This window comes from Marinobacterium sp. xm-d-530 (genome assembly GCF_013283365.1).
In the GTDB taxonomy this organism is placed as follows: Bacteria; Pseudomonadota; Gammaproteobacteria; order Pseudomonadales; family Balneatricaceae; genus Marinobacterium_E.
Map to the genome: position 1 here is coordinate 23,426 of NZ_WBYM01000004.1, position 19,033 is coordinate 42,458.

Sequence of the window (19,033 nt, forward strand, 5' to 3'; positions counted from 1 at the left end):
AAACGGCAGCTTCGGCTGCCGTTTTTGGTTCTAATTTTGGAGTCTGTATGAATCGAAATCACTGGCAACCTACAGCAGAGATCTTAACACTTCGTGAGCGAGCAAAGATGCTGGCTGATGTGCGCGCTTTTTTTGCTGAACGCGGTGTCATGGAGGTGGATACTCAATGTCTGTCACAAGCGGCAGTCAGTGATCCTTTTATCGATTCACTTGAAGTCTCCTACTCAAGTTACCCCGGGGCTGAAGAGCAGCGTTACTACCTGCAGAGTTCGCCAGAGTACGCCATGAAGCGCCTATTGGCAGCTGACTCAGGCCCCATCTATCAGTTGGCTAAAGCATTTAGGAATGGCGAGGTAGGGCGGCTTCACAATCCTGAATTCACCATGCTTGAGTGGTATCGCCCTCGTTTCAGTGCGCAGCAGCTGATGGATGAAGTTCAGGCTCTGGTTACTGCGGTGCTGGGGCCGCAGCATTGGGAGCGTCTCAGTTATCGTGAACTGTTTAAACGCTTTGTGGGCGTGGATCCTCATCAAGCGACCATTGACCAGTTAAAAGCTCTGCTTGAGCCCCATTTTGAGTGCCCTTTTACGGATGATCGCAAAGATACTTGGCTCGAGCTGGTCATGTCGCATCTGATTGAGCCGAAACTCATTGAACCGGTGCTAGTATTTGATTTTCCCGCCTCTCAAGCTGCGTTGGCTGAGGTTGTTGAGGATGATCAGGGTGTCAAAGTGGCTGCCCGCTTCGAGCTGTATGCGGGCGGTATGGAGTTGGCGAATGGTTATCAGGAGCTGCGAGATCCCGCTGAGCAGGCTGAACGGCTGGAAGCTGACGATCAGCAGCGTGAATCCTCAGGGCTTCCACGACGACCGCTGGAGACTCGTTTAGTCTCGGCCCTAGAATCCGGCATTCCAGCTTGTGCCGGCGTGGCACTTGGTTTTGATCGGTTGCTGATGATCAAAGTTGGCGCGAGCAGTATCAAAGAGGTTGTCCCTTTCGGGTTTGAGCGCTGTTAGAGCGAATCGACGGCCAGCTTCATCCTACGAACCGCTTCCTCAATACGCGATCTTGGACACCCGAAGTTAAGTCTAACAAATCCAGGTGCACCAAAATCCTCCCCATCAGATAGTCCCACACCCTGAGATTCAAACAGTTGTTGTGGGCTGTCGACGCCAAGCTGATTGGCATCGATCCAGGCAAGGTAGGTGGCCTCGTTAGGTAGCATGCTTAAGCCGGGAATCTTGCCTATTTCAGAGATCAGGTAGTCTCTATTTCCCTTAAGATATTCGCACTGCTTGCGATTCCATTCGTCTCCCTGTGAGTAGGCGGCTTCTGCCGCGGTGTAGCCCAGTAGATTGACGTCGGGCACTATGCCCTTGCGTACCTTTTTAAATCGCGCTCTTAATTCGGGGTTTTGAATGATCGCAACAGAGCAGGCCAGCCCTGCAATGTTCCAGGTTTTACTGGGCGCCATCAGCGTCACAGTGCGTGAGGCGATCTCTTCACTCAAACTCGCGATCGGTGTGTGCTGTAGTTCAGGTTGTAAAATGAGATCGCAATGAATCTCATCGCTGCAGATCAATAGATCCTGATCGATAATGATCTGTGCGAGCCTCTCGAGCTCTTCATGGCGGTAGACGCCACCCCCAGGATTGTGTGGGTTGCAGAAAAGTAGCAGTCTGGTTTCTGCTGTAATGGCCTCTTCTAGTGCATCAAAATCAATGACACGACCCTTCATGGGAATGGTGATCAACGCCCTCGAAGAGAGAGCGGGAGAGGACATAAAGGGTGGGTAGATAGGTTGGGCGGTGATGACGGATTGCTCAGCCGTGCTTAAAGCGCGGGTCGCTAAATTTAGCCCGCAGACGAGACCGGGTAACCAGACTAGATCTTCATCAGAGACCGTCCAGTTGTATAGGCGCTGCATGCGTTCAGAAAACAGCTGATTGAGTGTTTCTGGTGTGCGGGTGTAGCCAAAAACGCCATGATCGACACGCGTTTTTAAAGCATCAATCACAGCTTGTGGAGAGCGAAAATCGGTATCAGCAACCCACATTGGAAGTATGTCTGTACCGGCGTATTTAGACCACTTGTCACTCCAGGTCCCTTGGCGATCAATTAAGTGATCAAAATCGAAATCATTCATTGGTTCACTCACTACTCTTCCCTTTCTACTGGTCGATCATCAAGCTATCATAGGCCAATTACTCTTTATAGCGAGCCGTTAGAGAAATTATTTCTACGGCCTAAATTCGTGGAGACCCTTATGAGCAACGATCGCGTTATTATTTTTGATACCACGCTGCGCGATGGTGAACAGAGTCCCGGTGCGTCTATGACCGGTGAAGAGAAACTGCGAATCGCTCGTCAGCTTGAACGTATGAAAGTTGATGTGATTGAAGCGGGTTTCGCCATTGCGAGTCCTGGTGATTTCGAGGCGGTGAAAAATATTGCCGACAACATCAAAGATAGCCGAGTCTGTTCACTCTCTCGTGCTTTGGATGCGGATATTGATCGTGCGGGTGAAGCGCTGAAGAATGCTGCGCAAGGTCGTATTCATACCTTTATCGCGACTTCGCCGATTCATATGAAGTACAAGCTTCAGATGGAGCCTGATCGTGTTGTCGAGCAGGCTGTGCATGCCGTTAAGCGAGCGCGTAATCTGATCGATGATGTCGAGTTCTCGTTAGAAGATGCTAGCCGCTCTGAGTTGGATTTTATGTGCCGTATTATCGAAAAAGTGATCGATGCTGGCGCTCGTACTATCAATATCCCTGATACGGTCGGTTACGCCGTGCCTCATCAGTTTGCTGAGGTGATCGGGGAGCTCATTCAGCGTATTCCAAACTCGGATAAAGCGATCTTCTCTGTCCACTGTCATAACGATCTAGGCCTAGCGGTCGCCAACTCACTGGCAGCCGTGGGAGCGGGTGCACGTCAGGTGGAGTGTACGATCAACGGTTTGGGTGAGCGTGCTGGTAACGCAGCCCTAGAAGAGATCGTTATGGCACTGAAAACTCGCCAAGACGTTATGGGTCTTGAGACCAATATTGATACTCAGCACATTGTCGGTGCCTCTAAACTGGTGTCTAGCGTGACAGGTTTCCCTGTTCAGCCTAACAAGGCGATTGTCGGCGCTAACGCCTTTGCTCATGAATCGGGCATTCACCAAGATGGTGTACTGAAGCACCGTGAAACCTATGAGATCATGACCGCAGAGAGTGTCGGTTGGACGACCAATAAAATGGTATTGGGTAAGCATTCAGGCCGTGCTGCATTTAAATCACGTCTTGAGGAGCTGGGTACTACGTTCAAGAGTGATGCTGATCTAAACAGCGCTTTCCAAGCCTTCAAAGTGTTAGCCGATAAGAAACATGAGATCTTTGATGAGGATCTTATGGCGCTGGTCAGCAATAGCCGTGCCGAAGCGTCAAGCGAACGTTTTCAGTTGGTCAACCTATCTGTGACATCGCAAACGGGTGAGACACCTCAAGCCGATCTAGTTGTGAGTATTGATGGGCAAGAGCACTCGTGCTGTGCTGAGGGTAGTGGTCCAGTCGATGCTATCTTTAAAGCGATTGAGTCACAGGTGAACTCTGGCTCTACACTGTTGATCTATTTGGTGAATGCCGTGACTGAAGGAACCGATTCGCAAGGTGAAGTCACCGTGCGTCTTGAGAAGGGTGGTCGCATCGTAAATGGTTTAGGTGCCGATACCGATGTCATCATTGCATCGGCTAAGGCCTATATCCATGCGCTCAATCTTCTGGATACTAACGCGGAAAAAGCGCACCCACAGGTTTAATCATGTCAGTTCAGCAGGCTCGAATCCAAGCCGCCTATTTAGATCAGCTTGGTATCCAGCAGTGGATGCCTCGTCAAATCTTGCCAGCAGCAAAGCCTTCGCCTGATTGGGTCTATCGCTTTGCTCATCCTGCGGATCTCCTTGGTGACGATGAAGAGGTGATGCAGGCGTTGGCTCCACAAGCACACAAGCCTGTCGAGCCTCATGCTGAGCGTCGTGCGATTACTCAGATTGGTGAAGCCTTAGAGGTCTCCGCTCCCGATGAGGCAGAGGTAGGTTCTTCTAACATCAGACGTGCTGCCGTTGCTGAGTTGACGGCTGATGAGAGTTCTAAAGAGCCTCAAACATCGCCCACTACTTCGGTCAAACGAAGCTTTGAACCTGCGCCGCGTTATAAAATTGTTATGGCTCGAGCGGGCCGACTCCTACTAATCGATAATCTTCCCATTCGTGCTCGCGAAGGCTTCTCCAATAAGCATAAGCGTCTTTTGGCGGGCATTGTTCAAGCTCTTGGAGAGTCACCACAATCAATCACACTGCCGATTACGCTTGAGTGGCCTATGCTTGCCGGTAAAACCCTGGATCAGGGGCCGCATGAAGCTAGAAAACATGTGCAGCGACAGTTGAGCTTTATGCAGAAAGAGTCTGGTCTAGAGACCGTTATTCTGTTTGGCGAGGGGCTTGCGAATTGGGTGGTTGGTGAAGGTGTGGATGAGACTCATGGGCAACTGCTGCCACTGCAACAATCGGGACTGAACTATCTAACGACCCAATCACTCTCGCAGGCGCTCAATATGCCTGGCGCTAAACAGCAGATCTGGTCTGATCTTCAGCCACTGGTTTAGTGTTTATCTTCTGAAATGCCTGCTGTGATGACGATTGATCAACTGTTTGCTCTGGATCAACAGTGCTTTCCTGATTACTGGTCAAAATCTCAATGGCAGACGTATCTATCTCAAGATGATCGTTTTCCCTGCTACACACTGTTTGACGCTAACGAACCGATCGGCTTTGCGCTCTACCAAAGGTTATTTGATGAAGCGGAACTGCTCCGCATTGGCGTAGTGCCTGATCGGCGTGGAGAAGGTTGGGCGGCGAAGATGCTGACTGATCAGCTTGAACAGTTCACTGGGGATGGAATCAGCCGTGTCATGTTGGAAGTGCGTGCTTCTAATGAGGCGGCGATTCGTCTCTATCAATCGGTGGGTTTTGTCACGGACGGTCTGCGTAAACATTACTACCCGCTGATCGGTCAAGAGGGTAGGGAGGATGCGATCCTAATGTCACGACCGGTGTAAATTAAACAGATGGAAAATCCTATCTTAGACATCAATCTTATTTGGCATCTGGTAGCGGCACTGTTAGCGGTTACCTCTATCTGGAGTGCCTTTAAACGTGTGCCTTTTCAAGCGCTTTGGGCTGAGCCTCGACTTCAGCATCTGTTGTTCGGCGCTATGGTCTTGCTGATGTTGACTTGGACCTTTAGAGCGGGCCTATCGGAAGGGTTGAGTGTTCACTTTTTGGGTATGACCGCGTTGACACTGATGTTTGGCTGGGATCTTGCCATCTTGGCTGGCGCGATTGCGATGCTCGGCATCACTCTAGTTGGAGTGGAGCGCTTTGATATGCTGGCCATAAATTTAATTGCGATTGTTGTGGTGCCAGCGACACTGACCATCACGCTTCTTAAATATATTGAGAGACGATACCCGCCTAACTTCTTTGCCTATCTCTTTTTAGCCGCCTTTATTGGTGGTGGGTTTGCAGTCGCTAGCTCGGGGTTGACCCTGTCGCTTGTGCTTGGCTTGTCAGGTATCCACAGTTGGCAAACGATTTATCACGAGTACATCTCCTTCTTGCCGTTGATTATGTTCCCAGAGGGGCTCATTAACGGCATTCTTATGACCGCTGTCATGGTGTTTCATCCCGATTGGATTCGTACATTTGACGCGGCTAAGTACATCGACAATCAGTAGTAAGCCATCGCATTGCTAAGTGGCGGTTTTCCGCCACTTCTTGCTGATTAGCTTCGGCGAGCATCCGCCATTAATGCCTCCTTTAAGTCTTATGTCCTGTATTTATTTTCACTAACTTGTTGAAAATAAATATATATCTAGGTTGTTGGCACGTTTTCTGCTTTGTAAAAGTGCTTTTTACAAGGTCGTTGTGACCTAATACAAACTGGAGTGTAAATAATGAAAAAACTAACTCTTGGCCTTTCTGCCTTGGCTCTATCTGTATCGGCTGCTACTGCACAGGCTAACTGTGACGCTGGCGAGATCGTTGCAAAACTTTCACACGTTACTGGTGGTACAACTCACCCTAAAGTGGTTGCGGCTAACAAACTTGCTGAGCGTGTAAACGCTGAAATGAACGGCACTATGTGTATCGAAGTTTACCCAAACTCTACACTGTTCGGTGACTCTAAAGAGCTTGAAGCGCTTCTACTAGGTGACGTACAGATCCTAGCGCCTTCACTATCTAAGTTCGGTTCTTACACTTCTAAGTTTGGCGTATTCGACCTTCCATTCATCTTCAAAGATATGGACGCTGCAATGCGCTTCACTAACTCTGATGCTGGTCAGGACCTTCTTCTTGCAATGGAAGATGTTGGTTTTGTAGGCCTAGGTTACTGGATGTCTGGTATGAAGTACTTCTCTGCCAACAAACCACTACTAAAACCATCTGATGCTGAAGGTCTAAAGTTCCGCGTACAGAACTCTGACGTTGCTAAAGCGATGATCGCAGCAATGGGCGGTTCACCACAGCCAATGGCATTTAAAGAGGTTTACGGTGCACTACAGACTGGCGTTGTAGACGGTCAGGAAAACACTTGGTCAAACATCTACACTAAGAAGTTCTTCGAAGTGCAAGATTCAACGACTGAGACTAGCCACCAGCTTCTTGCATACCTATTCATGACGTCTCAAGAGTTCCTAGACTCTATGCCTAAAGACGCTCGTGAGCAGTTCATTGCGATCGCTAAAGACGTGACTAACGAAGCTAACCTAGCAGTTAAAGCGAAAGAGCAGGGCAACCGTGAAAACATCCTTAAGGGTGGCGGCAAAATCAACACACTTGACGATGCTGCGCGTAAAGAGTGGGTTGACGCTATGAAACCTGTTTGGAAACAGTTTGAAGATAAGATCGGTGCTGATCTAATCGAAGCTGCTGCAAACTCTTAATCAACTTAGGTTGATGATCGACGGGCTCGTTTAGAGCCCGTCCTTTCCTTTTCCCGAGCTTATGTAGCTCAACATATTGGAGTACTGACGTGGAGTGGCCGCATCTTTACCTCTTAATTCTTATTCTAGTGATCTGGGGCTTAGAGAAACGTTTCCCAAGATTTATGGAAAAACTGGAAGAGAATTTCCTTGTTCTAATCATCTTCTCGATCATGGCCGTATCCTTTGGTCAGGTTATTGCTCGCTACGCCTTCGGAACCGGTTGGTCAGCGGCACTTGAATTCAGCATGGTGATGTTCTCATGGCTGATTTTGATGGGGATGAGCTTCGGTATTAAGAATGGTACCCACTTGGGTGTCGATATCGTTCTTAATGCGGTACCTAGCAGGGTCGGTAAGTGGTTGTCGCTGTTTGCAGCTTTTGCAACGCTGATGTACGCCTTGATTCTTCTTGATAGTGCTTGGTTGGCAGCCTTGGGCGTCGATGTCCGCGGTGGTGCCATTGAGTACTGGGCTAAAATGTACAAGATCAACATCGGTGTCGAAGAGATGCGTTGGCCTGACTTCATTATGGAGTGGTTCGGCGTTAAAGAGCGTGTTCAACGTTGGTTGGTGTTGGTTATTCTGCCAATCAGTTTGGCTCTGTTGGCTTATCGCTCACTGCAGGCGTTTGTCGGTATTTGGACCGGTGCACGTCATCACCTCATTGCTGGTCACGAGGCGGAAGACCTTGTTGATGAGCACAAAGATGCACTGAAAGATTAAGGGCCTGAACTGATGGAAGCATTAATTCTATTTGCACTGGTATTGGGTCTGCTCTTTATCGGTCTTCCTGTGGGTGTGGCGCTAGGCCTATCCTCAATTCTATTTATTACTTTCTTCTCTACAGACTCATTGTCGTCTGTAGCGATTTCGCTGTTTGGTGTCGGTACACACTACACTCTTTTAGCGATCCCGTTTTTCATTATCGCGTCGTCGTTCATGTCGACCGGTGGTGTTGCGAAACGCTTGATTAACTTTGCGATTGCGTCAGTGGGGCACTTCCGTGGTGGTCTTGCGATGGCGTCAGTATTGGCCTGTATGATGTTTGCTGCACTCTCTGGTTCATCGCCAGCGACTGTTGTCGCGATCGGTACGATTGCTATCGCCGGTATGCGCCAAGTGGGTTACTCAAAAGAGTTCGCTTCGGGTGTTATCGCAAACGCGGGTACTTTGGGTATCTTGATTCCGCCCTCTATCGTTATGGTCGTTTACGCGGCATCGACGGATGTGTCGGTAGGTCGTATGTTCTTGGCTGGTGTTATTCCAGGTCTAATTGCCGGCGGTATGCTGATGCTGGCTATCTACGTGGTTGCACGTATTAAAAACCTGCCTGCAGAGGAGTGGAAAGGTTTCGGTACCATCGTTCGTGGTGGTAAGGATGCATTCTGGGGACTGTTCCTGATCGTCATCATCATGGGCGGTATCTACGGAGGCGCATTCACCCCAACAGAGGCTGCGGTTGTTGCGGCGGTCTACTCAATTATTGTTGCGCTCTTTATCTATCGCGATATGGGGCCTTTGAAAAACACGCCATGGGTACTTGAGTCGGATGCGCCACACGCGAAAGTCGGCTTCAGTGGTTCGGTTTATGGTGTGTCACTCTTCTTAGTCTGGATGATCCTGTCGTTCTTTGCGACGTCGGATCCAGATAGCACGGTAACCGCTGGCGAGCGTGCAATCTGGGGTGCTGTGGTCAGTATCGCCTTGACCATCTTCTACACCATTAAGCGCAGTCACGCCATGAATGAGAGTTTTGCTCACTGCTTTGTTGCAGGCTTAGCGATCTGGAAACGTAACTTTGTGACTCTGATTACAGCCTTCTTCCCATCACTGTTCGGTGAAGAGAGCCGTAAGACCATGCTTGAGGGTACCAAAACCACAGTGATGCTGATGTTTATCATCGCCAATGCACTGTTGTTCGCTCACACTCTATCGGCTGAGCGTATTCCTCAGCACGTGACTGAGTGGATGCTCGATGTGGGCTTTACTTGGTGGTCATTCCTGATTGCAGTCAACATTCTGTTGTTGATCGGTGGCCAGTTCATGGAGCCATCAGGTCTATTGGTTATTGTGGCACCGGTTGTATTCCCGATTGCCATGGAGTTGGGCATCGACCCAATTCACCTAGGTATTATCATGGTAGTTAACATGGAAATCGGTATGATCACACCACCGATCGGTTTGAACCTGTTTGTAACCTCGGGGATTACAGGTATGAGCTTGTCGCGTGTCGTGAAGGCGGCCGCACCGTTTGTCGCGGTACTCTTTGTCTTCTTGATTCTTGTGACCTATGTGCCAGCGATCTCGACCTGGCTACCCTACAGCATCATGGGTCCTGAATTAGTGACCAAATAGTCCTTAATTCGACTCATTTTTTAAACGGGGATGGTTCTATGAACCCTCCCCGTTTTTGTTTAGGTAGATGGCAGGTGCTAATTAGCGCTTAAAGCTCTAAAATAAGCGCCTATTGCTATAACACTGGATATCTATGAGTCACACTGCTGTTAACAACGACGACCCCTATAAAGAGATTCGCCCCTACCGCGATGATGAAGTGGGTCAGGTTCTGTTTGATCTCCTCCACAATAATGAGTTTGTGGATGCCATTACAAAGTATCAGTTTCCTAAAGCCTCAGGTTGGGCGGGATGGTTTTTAAGGCCCATCGTCAAGCAGTATCTAGCGGCACGCATGGGTGATGTTGATACCGTTCGTGATTTTCAACAGCTTGTTGAAAGCTACATGAACAAGATGATCAAACGATCCACGACCAAGTTAAGTTGCAGTGGATTGGATAAGCTCGATAAAGAGGATGCTTATCTGTTTGTCTCTAATCATCGCGACATTGCTATGGATCCAGCGTTCGTGAATTGGATGCTCTACCATGCAGGGATGGACACAGTCCGAATTGCGATCGGTGATAACCTGCTGCGTAAGCCTTACGTGTCAGATCTGATGCGTTTGAACAAGTCGTTTATCGTCAACCGTTCTGCTAAAGGACGTGAGATGATGACGGCCTTAACTCAACTCTCTAGCTATATTGATCACAGTGTCACCACGGGGCACTCCGTCTGGATCGCTCAGCGCGAAGGGCGTGCGAAAGATGGTGACGATCGTACAGATCCAGCGCTACTGAAAATGTTCTATATGTCTCAGCGTAAGCAACGTAGCTTCTCTGAGATGGTGGAGCGACTCAATATTGTCCCAGTATCTATCGCATACGAACTAGACCCTTGTGACTCGGCTAAAGCCAATGAGTTGGCTGCCAAAGCTGAGGGCGGAACTTATGAGAAGAGTGAGTTCGAAGATATTCAGAGTATCGTCAAAGGGATTGTCGGTGACAAAGGCCGCGTTCATGTAGGCTTTGGTGAGCCTATTCGAGGTGAATTTGAATCGGCAGAAGAGCTGGCGGCAGAAATTGACCGTCAGATACACCAAAATTACCGCTTGCATGCCACCAATCTAGCCGCTGCAGGTGAAGCAACTGATGAGGGGCTGGCGTTACTTGAGTCAAGGCTGAGTCAGGTTGATGGCGCTGCTAAAGATATTTTGAAAGCGATGTACGCTAAACCGGTTTTAAACTACAACAATGCGCAAACGGAGAGCCACTGATGTCAGAGTTTACTCATATCGATGAGAAGGGTCAGGCTCGAATGGTCGATGTCTCTGAAAAAGAGGTTAGCTTCCGTGAAGCAAGAGCCTATGGTCGTGTGACCATGTTGCCAGAGACTCTCTCAATGATCGTCAATGGCGGTCATAAAAAGGGTGATGTACTGGCGACAGCACGTATTGCTGGGATCATGGCGGCTAAACGTACTTCCGACCTCATTCCAATGTGCCACCCTCTGATGCTGTCGAGTGTGAAAGTTGAGCTGACGCCGAATGAAGCAGAGAGCTGTGTTGAGATCAGCGCGATCTGCAAATTGAGTGGCCAGACGGGTGTTGAGATGGAAGCGCTGACCGCTGTCTCTGTGGCCGGTTTGACACTTTATGATATGTGTAAGGCGGTCGATAAAGGTATGGTGATCGATCAAGTCTCTCTGCAAGAGAAAAAGGGTGGTAAATCGGGCCACTGGATTGCTGAATAACAGCACTATTTTGGAAGCTACATGTTGAAAATTGTCTATTTCGCCAGTTTAAAAGATCGCATCGGTCGCTCTGAAGAGAGTATCGGCCTTCCTGAAGGTATCAGTTCAGTCGACTCTTTGATTGATCATCTTTCGACAATGCACGGGGAAGAGTGGTCTTCAACCATTAATGGGTCGACGGTTTTGGTTGCGGTGAACCATGAGATGTCTGATAGAAGTGCTCCCATTAAAGAGGGTGATGAAGTCGCCTTCTTCCCGCCTGTGACAGGGGGTTGATGCAGTGACTAAGCTGATTGGGTTTGTTCGTGCGCTCTGCTATTACGCAGGCTTCTATCCAGTGACGATCGTCTGGGCATCACTCTGTCTGGTGGTTGCTCGTGCACTGCCGTTTAAACCAAGATTCTATTTTGTAACCGCGATCAATAACTTCTACATTGTTTGGCTACGAGTCTGTTGTGGCGTTAAGGTCAATGTTCAGGGGCGAGAAAACCTCCCTGCATCGGGTGCTTATGTTGCGATATCTAATCACCAGAGTGAGTGGGAGACGATCTATTTTCAGCTGTTGATCCAGCCACAGGTGGTGGTCCTTAAGCAGGAGTTACTGAAAATCCCATTTTTTGGTTGGGCGCTTGCTCTGCTAGAACCGATCGCTCTTGATCGCAGTAAACGTCGAGGCGCACTAAAACAACTGCTGGACCAAGGTAAGGCAAAATTGTCTGCGGGTGTGCCCATCCTTATTTTTCCTCAGGGTACCCGACTTCCGGTGGGTGAATTAGGTCGTTGGAATAAAGGTGGAGCTATGTTGGCTGTGAGCAGTGAAGTTCCTCTAGTCGCCATCGCTCATAATGCGGGTCGTTTCTGGCCAGGAAAGGGTTTTATTAAGCACCCTGGTACGGTTGATGTTCTTATAAGTAAACCTATCGAAACGACAGAGAGAACTGTTGAAGAAGTGCATAAGGATTCTGTAGACTGGCTTGAAGAAAGTCTTACACGCATCAAAGCCTAAGGATCTATGTCACTGTTTGGATACGCCTCAATACATGGCGATGAAGGTAAAGCCCAGCTTCAGGCTCGATTGGCTGACAGTGCTCGAGTGGCCGGTATCGAGCTTGATTCAGTGGCCTTTGAAGAGACCTCTGAACCCATTCAGCTCTTAAAGATTTTGGATAAATTGAAGTCGGGCGATCTGCTTCTACTCAGTAAAGTCTATGACTTTACCCGGCTGTCGAGTGATCAGTTTGCTAAGGTTGCTCAAGTGTTGCTGGAAAAACAGATCTCAATCGCTGCGTGCGATGTTCTAGATTCGGTTATCAGCTTACGCAGTAATGACAAAGCGCGTTATCTAACCTCTCAAGTTCTGATCGAAATGATCGCACAGCAGTCACAACCTGCAAGGGTGTGACTGAAGCAGCAATTACTGGTTGCACTGCCGGTTTCCCCTTTTTAAACTCATATTAATGGTTGTTGGAGTGATTCAGAGTTGTACGGCGATAAAATTAGAATTTTAGTAACCGGTTCGGAAGGGCAGATTGGCCGAGCGTTTTGTCGTGTCGCTGAAAAGCTAGAAAATATCGAAATAATCCCCGTCAACCATCGCAGTTTTGATGTGACTGATCCGGCTGCCATTGAAGCCAAATTGGCGGATGTACTTCCACATTACGTTCTTAATGGTGCCGGTTTCAATCAGGTTGATGCGGCCGATGCCCACCCAGGCAAAGCCTTTGCAATTAATGCGGATGGGCCTCTTAATCTGGCTAAAGCCTGCAGTGACCTTAGTATTCCAATTATCCATATCTCGTCTGATTACGTGTTCGATGGTCACTATGCGAGTGGCTATACTGAACTGGATGAGCCGGCTCCCTTAGGAGCCTTTGGTGAGTCAAAACTGCGCGGTGAAGAGCATGTTAGAGCTTATCAACCTAAACACATTATTCTTAGAATCAGCTGGGTATTCAGTGAGTCCGGAGTCAACTATCTGACCAAAATGCTCGATAAAGCGCGTGAGTATAAAACCATTGAAGCGGTGGATGATCGACGTGGATGCCCAACCGCTGCGCATGATGTGGCTCGAGTAATTTTGGCGATTATCCAACAGTTGGAAGAGGGTGCTGATCACTGGGGTACCTACCACTACTCCGGTGCAGAGATCACAACGCGCTACCGATTTACTGAGGCGATCATCGCTGCTGCTGGCCAATATGAGGAGCTGGCGGTTCGTAAAATTCGCCCGGTGGCTGGCGCAGAAGAGGAGGGGGCCGAACGCCCAACTTCATCCGTGCTGACCTGTAAGAAGATTTTGAATACCTTCGGTGTTCGTCAACGTCCATGGCGCGTCGACCTGCAAAGACTGATTCGTGAAATCTACGGTGAAGATGGCAGTAAAGTGCCTCAACCGACGGTAGAAACCAAAGCGGAAGAGCTAGGTTCCTAGTCAATCTGCTCTAAAACGGTCGAGTCGTTTGTCTAATCGCTTAGAATCAGCGAAAATACGCGCCAATTCTGAGCGACGGCTCTTTTCAATTTTCTAGAAGAACGATTCATGTCAAACGCAGTTCACGATCAAGTGGCTAACCGCCGCACTTTTGCAATCATCTCCCACCCTGATGCGGGTAAAACCACTATGACCGAAAAGCTATTGCTATTAGGTCAGTTGATTCAGGTTGCTGGTACCGTAAAAGGCCGAGGCAGTGATCGTCACGCGACCTCTGACTGGATGTCGATGGAGCAGGAGCGTGGCATCTCGATCACCTCGTCTGTGATGCAATTCCCATTCCGTGACCGTATCGTTAACCTACTGGATACACCGGGGCACGAGGACTTCTCGGAAGATACCTATCGCACATTGACCGCGGTGGATTCTGCTTTGATGGTGGTTGACGGCGCAAAGGGTGTCGAGGACCGTACCATTAAACTGATGGATGTCTGTCGTCTTCGCGATACTCCTATTTTCTCATTTGTGAATAAGTTAGACCGTGAGATACGTGACCCTATTGAGCTCTTGGATGAGATTGAATCGGTACTAAAAATTGAAGCCGCACCGATTAACTGGCCTATCGGTGCCGGTCAGCGTTTTAAAGGGGTCTACAATCTTTACACGGATCAAATTCACCTGTTCACCAAGGGGCAGGGGCATCTGCTTGCTGAACAGAATATCATTCAAGGCTTGGATAGCGACGAAGCTCGTGAGCTGTTGGGTGCCGATTATGAAGAGTTCTGTGACGAGATCGAACTGGTACAAGGGGCTACCCACCAGTGGGACAAGGAGTCCTACCTAGCGGGTACCATGACTCCGGTATTCTTTGGTACGGCATTAGGTAACTTTGGTGTTCGAGAGATGATGCATGATTTTGTTGATTGGGCTCCTGCCCCTTCTCATCGTGCAACAGAGACACGTGAGGTTCAGGCGGATGAAGATAAATTCACAGGCTTTGTCTTTAAGATCCAAGCGAATATGGATCCAAAGCACCGTGACCGGATTGCCTTCATGCGTATCTGTTCTGGCAAATACACTAAAGGGCTTAAGATGAAACATACGCGCATCGGCAAAGATGTTCGTATCGCAGACGCGGTTACCTTTGTTGCGGGTGATCGCGAGGCGGTGGAAGAGGCTTGGTCTGGTGACATCATCGGATTGCACAACCACGGTACTATTCAAATCGGCGACACCTTTACAGAAGGTGAAGAGCTTAAATTTACCGGCATTCCACACTTTGCTCCTGAACTGTTTAAGCGTGTGCGTCCTACTGATCCACTGAAGATGAAGCAGCTTCAGAAAGGGTTGCAGCAGCTGTCCGAAGAGGGTGCGGTGCAGTTGTTTATGCCACTTCGCAACAACGATCTGATTCTCGGCGCGGTCGGTCAGCTTCAGTTTGACGTGGTCATGTATCGCCTTAAAGATGAGTATAAAGTGGACTGTGTCTATGAGGCGATCAGTGTTGCGACGGCTCGTTGGGTTGAGTGTGCTGACGATAAGATGCTCAATGACTTCCGCAAAAAAGGGTATGACAACCTGGCCGAAGATGGTGCAGGTCTAATGACCTACTTGGCACCGACACGAGTGAACTTAAACCTCACCGAAGAGCGTTGGCCGGATATTCAGTTCCGCGCTACTCGCGAGCACTAACATGCTTTTTGATTCCCATTGCCATCTCGACTTTCCCGAGTTTGCAGTGGGAATCAGCTCTCATCTCGATCAAGCACAGGCAAAGGGTGTAACGGATATTCTGGTACCCGGAGTCACGGCTAGCGATTGGCCTAGAGTGATCCATACCTGTCAGCTTAACCATCCCATTCGGCGTCATCTGGCGCTTGGCTTGCACCCCTGTTTTCTAAAACAGCACGATATTGATCAAGATCTTTTGACCCTAGAGACGCTCCTTAAGCAGAGAGATGACGTTGTTGCGATTGGTGAGTGTGGATTAGACCTTTTTATTGAAGATCCACAATTAGATAGGCAGCAGAAACTCTTTGATGCTCAGTTAGAGTTAGCGGCTGCATTTGAATTGCCGGTTGTGCTTCATGTTCGCCGCTCCGTCGATCTGATTACGCAGCGCTTAAAACGCCACCGTTTACGTAGAGGTGGCGTTGCCCATGCATTCTCGGGTAGCCAGCAGCAAGCGGATAATCTTGTTGCCTTGGGATTTTTGATTGGTGTTGGTGGGGCAGTGACCTATGATCGAGCTAATCGACTCAGAAGGGTCGTCTGTTCACTGCCAGTGACAAGCTTGGCGCTTGAGACGGATGCGCCCGATATGCCGTTAAGCGGTCATCAGGGTAAGCCAAATCACCCGTTTAGGGTTGCAGAAGTGGCTGAAGCAGTCGCCGAGTTACGTGGTGAGTCTACTGAATCTATTGCTCAGCAAACTCATCACAATGTGGCTGCTCTTTTGGGGCTTTAGGTTAGATCTTCGTAAGCGTTTGAAACGTCGAAGCTGACTGGCAAAGAGCGACCTGGAACCTTAATTCCAGAATGAGTGATCTCTAAATCTTCACCAGCAAGCACCGCATAGTCATAACGGTAAGTCGGCCGAGTCGTGCCTTTGAGTGCGGCTTGGTTATACTCATGAGCCTGAGCGACTGTCGCTTCTGAGCGTTTCTGCCACTCAAGCATCTCTGCAGCGCCATAACGTTTTTGAAGCAGGTTAATCGTCTCGGTCGGCGAGATGAGTACCGCAGTCGCGTTGTTGCCACCAAAGCCTTTAGAGTTGATCAACGCGTTAGAAATGAATTGATTACCCACTTCTTTATGCTGAAGAGGTAGCTCAAGATGGCTCTGATGAACGTCGCTAGCTACTGCCTGAGTAGTAACTATGCCGGGGATGACTCCCTGTTCCCAAACACCCAGTGTTGAAACCAGTTGGTCACCACCCGCAGTGCCCTGAGAGTGTCCGAGGTAAGTCTTAACCGCAGTGACCGTCCAATCATTGATGTTGAACGCTTTGCCGACCTCGTTTAATACATGTGATTCAGTCACTCGGTTCTGTGGTGTGCTGGTGCCATGCGCTTGAATCATTGAGTGCTGCTGTAGCGCTTCAGAACCGAGTAGCTTCTCAACCAAAGAGGCCGCTTTGCCCAGGGTTAAGTAGTTACCGACACCGGGTGCTGAGATCGATTTTTTATAACCGTCGGCATGAACATAGACATCAGGCACCGAAGCATAGATCTGAGCGCCGGTCTCGATCGCTAGGCGATCACTCATCAGAACAATAAATTGACTCGATTCACCAATGGTGAAACCGCAGTTGTCCCCAAATGGACGGCAGGCTGAACGGTGGTCTACATCAGCAAGTGAAGCGAGCTTATCCAGTGCCTGAAGCTGTTTGTCTTCAGCCAATGCGCCCATGGCGCGGAACCCTTCAATAACCTCTGGAGTGACCGGGGCGTCAGACCCGCCAACCAGAACAAACTCAGCCTTATTGGTGCGAATCGCTTCAACGGCATTACGCAGGTTGTACAGGAAAGTCGCACAGGCACCGAGCGCGCCGCCGGTCGTGCCAAGGTTGCCAAGCATGTAGGCGTTAACGAAATCAGCCGGCATTTGCGCATAACCCAACGGCATCTGCTTAGAGGTTGTGCGCTTACCAATCGCAGGGTATTTATTGAGACCGCCAAAGCCTAAGTCGTCGAGTTGGCCAATTGAGTTAGAGGCAAATACCGCAATTTGATCAGGAGCCAGAGTATCGAGCAGTTTATCGATATCCAGACCTGTGGAGGCCAGTGCATCAGAGGCTGCATAGATCGCCATTTGCAGTGCGCGCGGATGGTTGCGTGATTGGTATAGAGAACCCGGTTCAAATCCTTCAGGCAACATACCGGCGCTCTGAACAGGCAGTACGCGTGTATCGTTGAAGATTAGGTCGAGCGCACCGGTTAGGGTGACTTCGACCTGGCCTGCCTCGGTATCTGCCAATGTCCAGTTGTCGGGGATGTTGGTCGGAAGATCACGTTTGCGCATAGTGAATTTAATGGATTCACCTGCCGGATGGATCTTTGATGCCTTGTTCATCAGGACACGATTTGCGTCAAAGAATGAACTTGGAATTTTACGGATCAGGGTGGCATCAAGCAGTGCCTGCCGCTCATCTGCATTACTGTTGGTGAGAACGGCGAGATCCTGTAACACATCCTGCTGATCTTTATCAGACAAGGTTTCAAAGATGAGGCGTTTGTAGCCTTGGTTGAATGAGGAGCGACCGGCGGGGCTGATGCCACCAAAACCAACGATGACCGGTAAATGAGACACTGCCTTGCTCCCCATAAATGACACAAAAAATATCAGGAAATTGTAACTTGCAGGTCAGGTTCTGGCTAGACGCTGAGGCGGCAAATGTAAAAAAATGTTAACCCACATGCTCGGTTCGACTTTTGAGGCTACACTGAGCATAGAAAAGGATGAATTTAAGAGATGTAAGAGGAATTTGATGAAAGGTTCAATACTCTCGATAGCGGTATGTTGTGCTCTGGTTGGGTGTCAAACAATTGATCCCTATACACAGCAAACTAAAACAGCCAATGCGACTAGCGGTGCCGGTATTGGCGCAGCAGCGGGTGCTGTACTGGGTGCCATTGTATCTAAAGGTAATCGTGCCGAAGGTGCACTGATTGGTGCAGCCCTAGGTGGTGCTGTTGGTTCAGGTGTCGGTTACTACATGGATCAGCAAGAGATGCTACTGCGTCAAGAGCTTGAAGGGACGGGTGTGCGCGTCGAGCGAGTGGGTGATGAGATTCGCCTGGTTATGCCAAGTAATATCACCTTTGCTGTGGACAATGAGCGTTTTGATAACGCCTTTTATCCGGTTTTGGATTCAGTCGCTAAAGTGTTGGCGAAGTTTGAAAAGACCAGCATTAATGTGGATGGTTACACCGACTCGACTGGGTCATTTGAATACAACCAGATGCTCTCTGAAAGACGTGCGGCTGCTGTTTCTAACTATTTAAGACAGGTAGGTGTGGATGCTCTTCGTATCGCGGCTCGCGGTTTTGGTGAGCGCTATCCGCTGGCTTCTAATGAGACAGAAGAGGGGCGTGCACAGAATCGCCGAGTAGAGATCTGGATTCGTGGTACGGAAATGTAAAAAAGAAGATGGTGCTCGGTTGAGCACCTGGATATAAAAAGATTACTTAGCGCCGGTGACTTCGTTGAACTTGCTCAACTGGTCTGCGCTGGCCTCTTTTTGGTACTTCACTTTCCAATCAGCATAAGGTTCGCCGTAGACAAGCTCTCGCGCTTGCTCATAATCAACGCTCTTGCCGCGCTCTTCAGCCGCTGCAACATACCACTTAGAGAGACAGTTTCGGCAGAAAGAGGCTAGGTTCATCAGGTCGATGTTCTGAACCTCTTTGTGGTTGTCTAAATGCTCCACTAGACGGCGAAATACCGCCGCTTCGATTTCTGTTTTAGTCTGTTGTTCCATCTC

Annotated in this window: 20 protein-coding genes; 17 read left to right on the forward strand and 3 right to left on the reverse strand. The window is 49.2% G+C overall.

What is annotated here, in order from left to right; all coding sequences use genetic code 11:
• Positions 1–47 precede the first annotated feature (47 nt).
• The gene (gene epmA / locus XMD530_RS07330; RefSeq protein WP_173482224.1) at positions 48–1,016 is read left to right on the forward strand and encodes an EF-P lysine aminoacylase EpmA; all 969 of its coding nucleotides are present in this window, start codon (positions 48–50) and stop codon (positions 1,014–1,016) included.
• Here the strand turns inward: epmA and XMD530_RS07335 are convergent.
• Positions 1,013–2,158, reverse strand: coding sequence for a MalY/PatB family protein (locus XMD530_RS07335; protein ID WP_371731744.1), 1,146 nt, complete (start codon positions 2,156–2,158; stop codon positions 1,013–1,015). The genes epmA and XMD530_RS07335 overlap by 4 nt on opposite strands.
• A 108-nt stretch (positions 2,159–2,266) precedes the next feature.
• On the opposite strand from XMD530_RS07335, the gene XMD530_RS07340 reads away from it, so the two are divergent.
• From XMD530_RS07340 to XMD530_RS07410, 15 genes are all read left to right on the forward strand, one after another.
• A complete protein-coding gene (locus XMD530_RS07340) occupies positions 2,267–3,805 on the forward strand; it encodes a 2-isopropylmalate synthase (protein WP_173506974.1) in 1,539 nt (512 codons plus the stop codon).
• A 2-nt stretch (positions 3,806–3,807) separates the two neighbouring features.
• Positions 3,808–4,650, forward strand: coding sequence for a hypothetical protein (locus XMD530_RS07345; protein ID WP_173482226.1), 843 nt, complete (start codon positions 3,808–3,810; stop codon positions 4,648–4,650).
• A 15-nt stretch (positions 4,651–4,665) separates the two neighbouring features.
• Positions 4,666–5,103: a ribosomal protein S18-alanine N-acetyltransferase gene (gene rimI, locus XMD530_RS07350; RefSeq protein ID WP_173489271.1), complete on the forward strand. Its 438-nt coding sequence runs from the start codon at positions 4,666–4,668 to the stop codon at positions 5,101–5,103.
• 9 nt (positions 5,104–5,112) lie between these two features.
• Positions 5,113–5,781 carry an energy-coupling factor ABC transporter permease gene (locus XMD530_RS07355; protein WP_173482228.1) on the forward strand — a complete coding sequence of 223 codons (669 nt, stop codon included), beginning with the start codon at positions 5,113–5,115 and terminating at the stop codon, positions 5,779–5,781.
• A gap of 219 nt (positions 5,782–6,000) precedes the next feature.
• On the forward strand, positions 6,001–6,990 hold the full coding sequence (locus XMD530_RS07360) for a DctP family TRAP transporter solute-binding subunit (RefSeq protein WP_217362123.1): 990 nt from the start codon (positions 6,001–6,003) through the stop codon (positions 6,988–6,990).
• 89 nt (positions 6,991–7,079) lie between these two features.
• Positions 7,080–7,754 carry a TRAP transporter small permease gene (locus tag XMD530_RS07365; RefSeq protein ID WP_371731479.1) on the forward strand — a complete coding sequence of 225 codons (675 nt, stop codon included), beginning with the start codon at positions 7,080–7,082 and terminating at the stop codon, positions 7,752–7,754.
• A 12-nt stretch (positions 7,755–7,766) separates the two neighbouring features.
• Positions 7,767–9,386, forward strand: coding sequence for a TRAP transporter large permease (locus XMD530_RS07370; RefSeq protein WP_173489270.1), 1,620 nt, complete (start codon positions 7,767–7,769; stop codon positions 9,384–9,386).
• 133 nt (positions 9,387–9,519) lie between these two features.
• Positions 9,520–10,641: a 1-acyl-sn-glycerol-3-phosphate acyltransferase gene (locus tag XMD530_RS07375; RefSeq protein ID WP_173482230.1), complete on the forward strand. Its 1,122-nt coding sequence runs from the start codon at positions 9,520–9,522 to the stop codon at positions 10,639–10,641.
• Positions 10,641–11,117 carry a cyclic pyranopterin monophosphate synthase MoaC gene (gene moaC, locus XMD530_RS07380; RefSeq protein ID WP_173482231.1) on the forward strand — a complete coding sequence of 159 codons (477 nt, stop codon included), beginning with the start codon at positions 10,641–10,643 and terminating at the stop codon, positions 11,115–11,117. Before XMD530_RS07375 ends, moaC begins: the two co-directional genes overlap by 1 nt.
• Positions 11,118–11,138: 21 nt before the next feature.
• Entirely contained in the window at positions 11,139–11,393 is a 255-nt protein-coding gene (gene moaD / locus XMD530_RS07385) for a molybdopterin converting factor subunit 1 (RefSeq protein ID WP_173483432.1), read from the forward strand.
• Positions 11,394–11,397: 4 nt separating this feature from the next.
• Positions 11,398–12,123: a lysophospholipid acyltransferase family protein gene (locus tag XMD530_RS07390; protein WP_173483431.1), complete on the forward strand. Its 726-nt coding sequence runs from the start codon at positions 11,398–11,400 to the stop codon at positions 12,121–12,123.
• Positions 12,124–12,129: 6 nt separating this feature from the next.
• Positions 12,130–12,519: a hypothetical protein gene (locus XMD530_RS07395; RefSeq protein WP_173489269.1), complete on the forward strand. Its 390-nt coding sequence runs from the start codon at positions 12,130–12,132 to the stop codon at positions 12,517–12,519.
• 78 nt (positions 12,520–12,597) lie between these two features.
• A complete protein-coding gene (gene rfbD, locus XMD530_RS07400; protein WP_173506975.1) occupies positions 12,598–13,548 on the forward strand; it encodes a dTDP-4-dehydrorhamnose reductase in 951 nt (316 codons plus the stop codon).
• 108 nt (positions 13,549–13,656) lie between these two features.
• Positions 13,657–15,240, forward strand: a complete 1,584-nt coding sequence (locus XMD530_RS07405) for a peptide chain release factor 3 (RefSeq protein WP_173483428.1) — start codon at positions 13,657–13,659, stop codon at positions 15,238–15,240.
• Position 15,241: 1 nt separating this feature from the next.
• Positions 15,242–16,015, forward strand: coding sequence for a TatD family hydrolase (locus XMD530_RS07410; protein WP_173494805.1), 774 nt, complete (start codon positions 15,242–15,244; stop codon positions 16,013–16,015).
• Here the strand turns inward: XMD530_RS07410 and XMD530_RS07415 are convergent.
• Positions 16,012–17,859: a beta-ketoacyl synthase gene (locus tag XMD530_RS07415; protein WP_173494806.1), complete on the reverse strand. Its 1,848-nt coding sequence runs from the start codon at positions 17,857–17,859 to the stop codon at positions 16,012–16,014. The two genes, XMD530_RS07410 and XMD530_RS07415, sit on opposite strands and share 4 nt — an antisense overlap.
• A gap of 178 nt (positions 17,860–18,037) precedes the next feature.
• Here XMD530_RS07415 and XMD530_RS07420 point away from each other — a divergent pair, with 178 nt between their 5' ends.
• The gene (locus tag XMD530_RS07420) at positions 18,038–18,691 is read left to right on the forward strand and encodes an OmpA family protein (protein WP_173481460.1); all 654 of its coding nucleotides are present in this window, start codon (positions 18,038–18,040) and stop codon (positions 18,689–18,691) included.
• A 42-nt stretch (positions 18,692–18,733) separates the two neighbouring features.
• Here XMD530_RS07420 and XMD530_RS07425 read toward each other — a convergent pair whose 3' ends face one another.
• Complete coding sequence (locus tag XMD530_RS07425) at positions 18,734–19,030, reverse strand: DUF1244 domain-containing protein (RefSeq protein WP_173481459.1); 297 nt, start codon at positions 19,028–19,030, stop codon at positions 18,734–18,736.
• Between the last annotated feature and the right edge of the window lie 3 nt (positions 19,031–19,033).